The 10,629-nt window shown below is 60.7% G+C and carries 5 protein-coding genes; 2 read left to right on the top strand and 3 right to left on the bottom strand.

All coding sequences use genetic code 11. From position 1 onward, the window contains the following. The 3 genes from VN887_03760 to VN887_03750 all read right to left on the bottom strand — a co-directional run. Positions 1-2,190 (bottom strand): S8 family serine peptidase (locus VN887_03760; protein ID HXT39119.1); only part of this gene is annotated, 2,190 nt, incomplete at its 3' end. A gap of 247 nt (positions 2,191-2,437) precedes the next feature. Continuing rightward, positions 2,438-3,601, bottom strand: a complete 1,164-nt coding sequence (locus VN887_03755; GenBank protein ID HXT39118.1) for a glycosyltransferase family 1 protein — start codon at positions 3,599-3,601, stop codon at positions 2,438-2,440. A 1-nt stretch (position 3,602) separates the two neighbouring features. Beyond that, on the bottom strand, positions 3,603-5,132 hold the full coding sequence (locus tag VN887_03750; protein HXT39117.1) for a WecB/TagA/CpsF family glycosyltransferase: 1,530 nt from the start codon (positions 5,130-5,132) through the stop codon (positions 3,603-3,605). Positions 5,133-5,300: 168 nt separating this feature from the next. Between VN887_03750 and VN887_03745 the strand changes: the two genes are divergently transcribed. Next, positions 5,301-8,591 (top strand): amino acid adenylation domain-containing protein, encoded by a 3,291-nt coding sequence (locus VN887_03745; protein HXT39116.1) that lies wholly within the window; start codon positions 5,301-5,303, stop codon positions 8,589-8,591. Positions 8,592-8,625: 34 nt separating this feature from the next. Then, on the top strand, positions 8,626-10,629 hold a 2,004-nt coding region (locus VN887_03740; protein HXT39115.1), incomplete at its 3' end, for a condensation domain-containing protein.

Below are 10,629 nucleotides of genomic sequence, written 5' to 3'. Positions count from 1 at the left end.
CTTGAGTGTGTTTGCGGCGGCGTTGATCGAGACCGTGATCCTGGCGGTGCCGGACGCCGTCAATGTTCCGCTCGCAGGCGACACGCTGATCCAGTTCTTATTCTTCGCGACCGTCCAATCGAGCGGGGTTCCGCCGCTATTGGTCAATGTGTAAGTCTGGCTCTGGGGCGTGAAAGGGCCTCCTCGGACACCCAGCGAAGTAAAGCCGCTTTGCGGGTCCACCGCCAAAATTCCGGGCGATGGGTTGACCTGCAGGTTCACCGTGCGAGCGGTGTCGCCGTCTCCATTGTTGAGATTGTGAAATGCCACCGTGGCCGTGTGGACACCCGCCGGCTGAACATTTGCCTGACCGTTGATCGAAACAGTAATGCTTTTTTGCTGGCCCGCCGCCAGCTCGCCGCCGGTTGCAGAAAGTGTCACCCAGTCCTGGTCCACGCCGGCGCCCCAACTGAGCGATGTGCTCCCCTGGTTCCGGACGGTGAAAGTCTGGCTCACGGGTGAAAACGGACCACCCTGTGGGCCGGACGAGGAGAAATCACCGATCGGGCTGACCGCCATCCAGCCCGTCACGGTGATGGTCCCGGCCTTACTGCTGGTCGTGCCGTCGTTTCCAGTGACCGTCAGCGTCGCAGTGAACACGCCGGCTCGATTGTAAACATGCGTGGGGTTCTGTTGAGCACTGCTGGCTGTGCCGTCGCCAAAATCCCAGAGCCAGCTCGTAACGGGGCCGCTCGACGCGTCTGTAAAACTGACCGTCAGCGGTACGAGTCCGGACACTGGAGTTGCGCTGAAATCCGCCACAATCCCGGCGCCAACAAGCGCCTTGTACAAGTTCAGACGACCGCCCGTAACGGTGTTGCCCGCCAGCGAGGGTAACGGGTCTGTTGATGACAACACGCGTCGGATGATCTGCTGGTACGTATCCCCCGGATAATGCGCCATCAACAGAGCGCAGGCTCCCACCACGTGCGGAGCAGCCATCGAAGTGCCGTCGAGGTACCGGTAATCGCTGTCCGATCCGTTCCAGCAGGAAAAAATCGGCGAGCCCGGCGCACCCAGCTCGACAGTCGTTGCGCCATAGTTCGAAAACCAGGCTTTCGTGTCCGTGCGGTCCGTGGCCGCGACAGCAATGATGTTATCGAGGTAGTAGCTGGCCGGATAAAGGGGATTTGCGTCGTTGTTGTTGTTGTCATTCCCACAAGCGGCGACGAACACGATCCCGGCTCCTCGCGCGCTGTTGATGGCGTCATACAACGCCGTCGAGGTGAACGTGTACCCGCCCCAACTGGCGTTGATGATCTTCGCCCCTTTCTTGCGTGCATAATCAATGCATTCGATGGCGTCAGAAATGGAGCCCTGTCCGGTCGCGTCCAGAAACTTGCACGCCATGATCTGCACGCGCCACGCCACCCCCGCCACCCCCACGCTGTTGTTGCCCACCCCGCCGATCGTGCCGCTGACGTGAGTGCCGTGCCCGTAATCGTCGTTTGGATCTCCGGTGCCGAGAATGGCGTTGATGCCGTGGACGTCATCGATGTACCCGTCGCCGTCGTCGTCAAGCGCGTTGCTGCCCCTGTTGACGCCCAACGCGTCCTTCCCGCTTTCACCGGGGTTGATCCACATGTTTGCCGCCAGGTCCTGGTGGGTATAACGGACGCCCGTGTCAATCACGGCAACGATGATATTGCTGGCGGTGTTTTGAATCGACCAGCCGTTGGGCGCGTCGATGTCGGCGCCGGGGACGCCGCCGTATTGGCCGAGATTCTTCAAATTCCAGAGGTCGCCGTTCGCGTAGTTAAAGTCGTTGGGCTCCGACAACGCCTGCACCAGGTAGTCCGGCTCGGCGTATTCCACGAGACCGCTGCGCTGGTAGGCGGCCAGAACTGCGGCAACCGCCGTGCCGGGAGGCAACTCAACGACTTCGAGACCGCCGATGCCGGAAAAAAAACGATGCACCTTGTTGCCGAATGCCGCGTTAAGATTCTCGAGGTCCGCGCCCGGTTTTGGCTTCACCAGAATCCTGTCCGGGCGGACACTGGCCGGTGGCGGGAAATTCCCCTGAGCCAGTGCGTTTGTCCCTGCCACGATGAGCGCGAACATTGTTGCCGCAAGGAGCAGAGTTCTCGCGGAAAACGGTTTATCCTTTGCGATTTTCGCAACTGCGACGCCCGATGCGTAATGTCTGTTCATGATCTGTCCTTTGTTGGCGAGGCGCGCAAACATCCGGCGGCAGCCTTGTTGTCAGTACACGGCATCCCTTTTCCGGACGCCGCATTTTCATTCGAGTTGTAACCGCCGCTTTCAACCCAGGTTGTAAGCGACTCGCCCGTAATCATCGGAAAACGCGCCGGGATTTCATAGCCGGGTGAAACCCGGAAATGCGCGGGGGCAGACACCGGAGAAGCGCGCTGAAAGAAAACCCATCCGAAGGCGGACCTCAAAGGGAATGCGGACGACTGCGTCCTCCGCTCGCCGCGCGCGAATAGACGTTCAGCGTGGCGTCAGCGGTTTTATTCCAATTGAAGCATTGCGCCCGTTTTAATCCGGAGTCGCGAAGGATCTCGCGCGAGGAGGCATCGGTCGCGAGGCAAACCATCTGCCGTTGGAGCGACGCTGTGTCCTCCGGATTCACCGTTGCCGCCGCCTCGCCGACGACCTCCCGGAGCGACCCCCGTGTCGAACTGATGACCGGACAACCACACGCCATCGCTTCAATCGGCGGCAATCCAAATCCCTCGAACAATGAAGGGTAAATGAACACGTCTGCTGCGCGATACCAGTCAGCCAGATCAGGGTCGGGCACGAAACCAGGGCAGTGAATGTCCTTTTTGAACTTCGATTGCCGGATGAACGCGTGAATCACTTCCGCGCCGTGCCAGTCACTGCCGCCCAGAACGAGTTGCCAGTCGGACCCGGTTTCGTTTTTGAACCGGTTGAAAGCCTCGATCAGGTGCACGTGGTTTTTGGCGGGGTGTTCGAGGCGCGCCACATAAAGAAAAAACGGCGCGCGCAATCCGTGGCGCGCGGCAACCAGCGCCCTGGCGTCAGCCTGCGGGCCGGGTCGAAAGCGCGCGTGATCCAGCCCGTTGTAAATCACCGTCACACGGCCCGTGGGAAGTTGGAAGAATTCGACAATGTCGCGACCTGTGCTCTGGCTGACGGCGATGACTTCGTCCTGTCTTCGTGCGAGCCGCCGCGCGATAACACGGCCGTAAAACATTCTTTTCCAGTCATACTTGCCGGGCAGATGAAACGGCGCCAGATCATGGATCGTCCCGACCAGCGCGCAGGGCCGCGGCCAGAGCATCCTCCGGTAACTCGGCACATGCAGCACATCAAGCCGGTATGCCCGCGCGAGCCGTGGCAAAACGGTCTGGTGCCACAGAATGTCCTTTACCGGCGGCCGGTACTGTTCAGCCACGGAGACGATTTTCATTTTCCCCGCCGCGAACGCGAACAGCGGTAGATCCTCTTCGAGCGCAAAAACCGTGAACTGATGCCGGTCCGCGTGCGGCAACAGGGCGCGCAGCATGGAAAAGACATATTGCGCCACCCCGCTGCGGCCGCGCTGAACGACCGAGGTCGAAACGCCGATTTTCATTTCATGCCGCGTCGTGTGCCAGAACCAACTCAAGCCGGGACAGTCGCAGGACATTCCGCACACCCGGCTGTATGCCGGCAAACCGGAGTTCACAGTCACGTTGCCGCGCGAATTTATTTGCCCGGACCATGACACCCAGCCCGGCGCTGTCGATGAAACGCACTTCCGAGATGTCGATGGATAATCTGCGTTGTGCCTGACCCAGACGCTCGATCTGCGCCCGGGTGGCTTCCCAAACCGGCTCTACGTTCAACGCGGTTATTTCTCCCCGCCACGCCAGGGGGCGCGTCTCCCTGTTGACGACAACGTGTGTTGTACGTTCCAAGCCGCGCCTTTCAATGATCGCACGCGCTTCGACGGCATCGGACACGATTTCGAAACAATCCTCCAATCGCATCAACTTCAACAATCGCCGGACGGGCGCGCTGGGTGAGAGGAGAATCAGATGCCTGCCGTCGCGCACGAGACGCTTGTGCAGATGGACAAGGAGGCCTACCCCGGTGCCGTCTATAAAACGCGTACAGCTCAGCTCCACCAGACAGTGACGGTTGTCGGAAGGAATCCGGCTCCAGATGGAATCGCGCCTGATCGAATGAACGTCGAATCGTTCCGAAACGCGGATGCGCTGCCATGCCGTCTCAACAACGGTTGCGCAACTCGGACGAACCCGCTTCATGGCACAGGGACGCCACCTCGTCTGCCAGCACTGCGTAACGATGGCCGCGCCGAAATGCCGGAAATCGTTTGCGTATCGTTTGAACAAGCGGCGCGGCTCCTGGAGCAGGCGGAAAACCCACTCCAGACCGGCGCGCTGCATCCATTGCGGCGCGCGTTTCATGCGGCCGGCCAGAAAATCAATGGTCGCACCCACGCCAATGGTCACCGGCACACCCAGCGCCCGATAGTGCATGGCGATCCATTTTTCCTGCTTGGGACATCCAAAGGATACGAACAGAAGATCCGGTTTCGCAGCCTGAACACGCCTCTGAATTTCATCATGGTCCATTTCGAGCAGCGGCTTGAACGGAGGCGAATAATTCCCGACAATGTTCAACCCGGGATGCTGCCGTCTCAAGCGGGCAACAGCCTGTTCGTTCGCTTCGGGCGAAGCGCCCAGCAGGAAAAGGCGGTGGTTTTTCTCGGCCGCGCGCTTCATCAGCAAAGGCGTGAGGTCCGAGCCGGCCACGCGCCCGGGCAGTGGATTTCCCAACAGGCGCGAGGCCCAGACCAGCGGCGTGCCGTCGCACAGGACCAGGTCCGCGTTCACCAAAATACGGCGAAGTTCCACATCCTGCCGCGCTTGCGCGACAAAGTCTGCGTTGGCGGTCACCACATAGTGAGGTTCTCGCGATGCCACCATTTGCTCAATTCGTTCCACAGCACCGGCCATGTTGATGTGGTCGAACGGCACGCCCAAAATGGCAATGGGTGGGGCGCAGTGCAGCCCCATGCGAGCGTCCGCCGGTCGCGCGCGCGAAGCAGCGGCGGATTCGAAAGCCGACGCCGTGTCACGATGTTGAATGGCAACCACGGGACAAGGAAACGAAACTTGAACAAAAAATGTAATGGGTAGTACCCCGCAAGTCTCACGCCGTAACGTTGCCCGGTGCCAAACGTATTGGGGTGAATTGCCCATCGACGTTTCAGGGCTTCACCCACTTTAAGCCGGTTCACCCGGGCTGCTACCGTTGCCGGCGATATGGCGCGCCCAAGACAAACCGCGATCGTTGAGGAAACGAACAACATCGAAGACAGCTATCCGCTGTCGCCGATGCAGCAAGGGATGTTGTTCCACGGATTGTCCGCGCCCCACTCCGGTGTGGACGTCGAGCAGGTCGTTTGCACGCTGGCGGAGGAGTTGGATGCTCCGGTCCTCCGCCGGGCGTGGGGACGGGTCGTGGAAAGGCACGCGGTCTTGCGGACGGGCTTCGCCTGGACCGGCCACCAACCCCAACAATACGTGCATCGCCGCGTGCGCCTTCAGATGGATGAAAAAGACTGGAGTGGCCTGCCGGAAAATGACCAGCGAGTCCGCCTCGACGCTTTCTTGCGAGCCGAACGCCGACGCGGTTTTGAGGTGAGCCTCCCGCCGTTGATGCGGCTGGCGCTTTTCCGCGTCGGCGAAGCAAAACACGTTCTTGCCTGGACGTTTCACCATCTCCTGATTGACGGACGCTCGCTCGTCACCGTGCTGAATGAGGTTTTCAACATTTACGAGGCCCTGTGCGAAGGACGCGACCTGGAGCTGCCATCACCCCGCCCTTATCGGGACTACATCGAATGGTTGAGCGGCCATAATTGCACGGCGGCAGAGTCGTTCTGGAAAAAACAACTGAACGGATTTGTCACTCCGACTCCGCTGATTATCGCAACGGCCTCGAAAAAACGACACGGCCAGCACGCAGGACATTCCCTTAAAGAAACCAGTCTCTCCGCGGCGGAGGCCACCCGGCTGCGCTCCATTGCGAAGGATCAGAAGGTGACCGTCAATACGCTGCTTCAAGGGGCCTGGGCGGTTTTGTTGAGCCGTTACAGCGGCGAAGAAGACATCTTGTTCGGCGCTGTCCGCGCCTGCCGGCGCTCGTCCGTTGGGGGCGCGGAATCCATGGTCGGACTCTTTATCAACACGCTGCCGATCCGGGTGCGCGTGCCTGATCAATTGCGCGTCCTGGATTTGCTGAACGAGCTGCGTGCCCAAAGCCTGGCCATGCGCGCTCACGAGCACACGCCGCTCGTGGAAATCCAGCGCTGGAGCGGCGTCCCGAGGGGCCAGCCGCTGTTCGAAAGCATTATCAGCTTTCAGGATCCCTCCTGGGATGCCGTCCTGCGCGCGCAAAACGGTCGATGGTCGAGACGGGAATTCTCGATTCACAATCAACCGAACTTCCCCCTTTGGATGGACGTTTATGGCGGCGTGGAGATGAAGCTGAAAATCGGTTTTGACGAAAGCCGATTCGAGGAAGCGGACATCGCGCGAATGCTCGGCCATTTCCAGACCGTCGTGCGGGCAATGGTCGAGGATATGTCACAACGGGTCGGCGATCTGCCCCTGCTGACGGATGCGGAGCAGCACCAGCTGTTGGTCGAATGGAACGCGACCCGGGCAGATTATCCGCGCGACGAATGTGTTCACGAACTCTTTGAGGCGCAGGTGGAGCGCACACCCAATGCAGTCGCTTTGGTCCATGGTAAGGAGGAAGTCAGCTATCGGGAACTCGACAACCATGCCAATGGGGTGGCGCGCCATCTGCGCTCTCTTCATCTCGAACCGGACACGCCGGTGGGTATCTGCGCCCGGCGCTCGGTGGAAATGGTCGCCGGGCTGATGGGGATTTTGAAAGCGGGGGCTGCTTACGTGCCGCTGGATCCCGGTTATCCGAGGGATCGGCTCGCCTTCATGTTGGAAGATTCCCGGGCGCCCGTGTTGCTGACCCAAACCGCATTGCAAAGCCATTTCGAGTTTAAGATTTCGAACTGCAAAGTCCTTCTCCTCGACGCGCGCACCCCGGAGGAGGATCGTCCGGTAACAGACGATTCGTGGCGTGTGCATGTCTCCTCCCGCAACCTCGCCTACGTCATCTACACTTCCGGTTCCACCGGCACGCCGAAGGCCGTCGAGCTTTCTCACCGCGGGCTCGTCAACCTGCTGACGTGGCATCAACAGGCATATAGCGTGACACCCGCGGACCGGGCGACGCAATTGGCGGGATTCTCCTTCGACGCCTCCGTGTGGGAGCTCTGGCCCTACCTGACCGCCGGCGCGAGCATTCATATTGTGGACGACGACACGCGCGCATCCGCAGCCGCGCTGGTTCAATGGCTCGGCGAGGAAAAAATCACAATCAGTTTTCTGCCGACACCGCTGGCCGAGGCAGCGCTCACATTGCCCTGGCCTCGAGGCGCGAAGTTACGCGTGATGTTGACCGGCGGCGACAAACTGAACAATCGCCCCGCAGCCGGTCTTCCTTTTCAACTGGTCAACCACTATGGGCCCACAGAAAACACGGTGGTCTCGACCTGCGCTCCCGTTGCTCCTGCGGGCGACGGATCGAATACCACGCCGCCCATTGGGCGCCCGATTGCCAACGTGGAAGTGTTCGTGCTCGACCGGCTCCTGCGCCCGGTCCCGGTCGGCGTCCCGGGCCAGCTTTTCGTGGGTGGTGACGGACTGGCGCGCGGTTACCGAAACAATCCCCTGCTCACGCTGGAGAAATTCATCACGCATCCCTTCAACAACCAGCCCGGCGCGCGCCTTTACAAAACGGGAGACCTCGTCCGCTGGTTGCCCGACGGAAACCTGGAATTCCTGGGGCGCATTGATCATCAGGTGAAGATTCGCGGCCATCGTATCGAGCCGGGCGAAATCGAAACGAAGCTGAACCAGCATCCGGCGGTGCGCGAAAGCCTGGTGGTGGCGCGCGAAACCGATCCCGGCCGGAAGCAACTCGTGGCTTACATTATCCCCCGACACCCGCCGGGGCCGGCATTCGCAGAACTCTCCGGGTTTCTGCGCGCCACGCTTCCCGACTACATGGTGCCGTCGGCGTTCGTCGCCTGCGGCGCCTGGCCATTGACGCCGAACGGCAAGGTGGACCGTTCCGCGCTCCCCGCGCCCGACGACTCAAATTACCGCGCCAGCAGGCTGTTCACGGCACCGCGCAATCATGTCGAGGAAAACATCGCCAGGATCTGGTCCGAAGTTCTTGGCTGCCCACGGGTGGGGGCGCATGACAATTTTTTCGAACTGGGAGGACACTCGCTCCTCGCCGCGCAGGCTGTGTCGCGGCTCAAAGAGTCTTTCAACCTGCACATGTCCATTCGCAGCCTGTTTGAGAAGCCGACCGTCGCCGAGCTGGCCAGGGAAATCGAGCGAACGATCGCCAGAAGCACGCCTCGACGCGACCCCGGCATCGCCCGGGTTTCGAGGGAGGCTTACCGGGTGAACCGGCCGTCACCCGGAGCCAATGCGGAATTGATGAAACAAAACTGAGGCACTGATGACGACGACGGAAACATACCCGCCCATGGCAGTCAAACAGAAGGTCGGGGTGGATTCACCCTCGGAAGTCTTCGCGTTTCCGGTTTCCCCGGGCCAACAGCGGCTCTGGTTTCTCGAACAATTCCACCCAGGCACGCCGCTTTACAACAGCCCGGTCGCCGTGCGCATCAACGGGCCGCTCGACATCCCGGTGCTGGAACGGGCGCTGAATCACATCGTCCAAAGGCATGAGATTTTGCGAACGCGCTTCGATTTGCGAGAGGGCCAGCCCGTTCAAATCGTCGCCACTTCGATGCAACTGCAACTGGTGATTGCCGACCTGGGTTTGCTGCCGGAGCCGGATCGTGAGCGGGAGGCGCGCCGCGCCGCGCGTGAGGAAGCGCAACGCCCGTTCGATTTGACCCGCCTGCCATTGCTGCGGACAAACCTTCTGCGCCTCTCCGCCACCGAACACATTTTCGTCCTCACAGCCCACCACATCATTTTCGACGGGTGGTCGCTCACGCTTTTCTTCCGTGAGCTGGCCGCGATTTATGAGCGCCTTCGCCTGGAAAAGGAACCGGCATTGCCCGACCTTCCCATCCAATACGCGGATTTCGCGGTCTGGCAGCGCGAGCAGGCCAAATCACTCGAAAAGGAACTGGCGTGGTGGAAAAGACGCTTGAGTGGAGGTCTCCCGACGCTGGAACTGCCGGTCGACCGTCCACGCGCCGCGGTGCAGACCTATCGCGGGGCTGTTTCGTCTCTCGCCCTGCCGGTAAATTTGCGCAACGCGCTTCAGGAATTGAGCCGGAATGAGAGCGCGACGCTGTTCATGACGCTGCTGGCCGCGTTCCAAACCCTGCTTCACCGCTACACCGGACAGACGGACATCCTTGTCGGCTCACCGGTCGCTGGTAGAAGCCTGACTGAAACGGAAGCGGTCATCGGTCTGTTCATCAATACGCTGGTGATGCGGGGCGATCTTTCCGGGAATCCGACCTTCCGCGAGCTGCTCGGTCACACACGCGAAACGGCGATCAACGCCTATGCGAACGAAGACGTCCCTTTTGAGAGGCTGGTCGAGGAACTGCAGCCGGACCGCAGTCTGAGCCGTCCGCCGCTTTTCCAGGTGATGTTCGCGCTCGAGCGCGCGCCGCTTGAATCCGTGAATTGGCCGGGATTGAAGCTTGCGCAACTGGAACTCGACAGCGGAACTGCGAAATTCGACCTGACGGTTTACATGACCGAAGGTGCCGAACGCCTGACGGCGCGGGTGGAATATAACACCGATCTCTTCGATGCATCCACTATCGAGCGGATGCTGGCGCATTTCAAAGTGCTGCTTGAGGGCGTCGTTGCAGACCCGAACGGGCGGCTTTCGGAATTGCCGTTACTGACCTCAATCGAACGAAATCAATTGCTCGTTGAAGAGAACCGGACACGGGCGGATTACCCGGCCGAGAAGACCCTACACGAGATGATCGAGGCGCAGGTGGCCCGAACGCCGGACGCCGTGGCCGTCGTCTTCGGGGAGCAGCGGATGACTTACCGCGAGCTGGACAATGGCGCAAACCAGGTCGCATGCCACCTGCGCAGACTCGGCGTGCGACCGGAAACGCTCGTCGGTGTCTGTCTGGACCGCTCGCCGAGCATGGTCGCAGGTGTGCTCGGCGTTCTCAAGGCTGGGGGCGCCTATGTGCCGATCGACCCGAGCTACCCGGGCGAGCGACTCGCGTTCATGCTTGAGGATTCAAAGGTGACAGTGGTGGTGACGCAGCGCTCCCTGCGCGACGCCCTGCCCAAGGGCAAAGCGCGGTACCTTTGCCTGGACAGTGAATGCAAATCCATCGCACGTGAAAACCGGGAAAAACCGGACGTGGTGGTCAATCCGGGGAACCTCGCTTACGTGATTTACACGTCGGGCTCCACGGGCAAACCCAAAGGGGTGCAAATTCCGCATCGGGCCGTTGTAAATTTTCTCAGTTCAATGCAGCGCAAGCCCGGTCTGAGTGACACGGACACTTTGCTGGCTGTCACCACGCTGTCC

It is taken from the genome of Candidatus Angelobacter sp. (assembly GCA_035607015.1).
Taxonomy (GTDB): domain Bacteria; phylum Verrucomicrobiota; class Verrucomicrobiia; order Limisphaerales; family AV2; genus AV2.
This window is presented reverse-complemented; position numbering and strand designations above follow the sequence as displayed.

Bases quoted from the DNA above. Each gene is read 5' to 3' on its own strand.
- VN887_03745 (HXT39116.1), top strand. From the start codon at position 5,301: ATGGCGCGCCCAAGACAAACCGCGATCGTTGAGGAAACGAACAACATC.
- VN887_03755 (HXT39118.1), bottom strand. From the start codon at position 3,601: ATGAAAATCGGCGTTTCGACCTCGGTCGTTCAGCGCGGCCGCAGCGGG.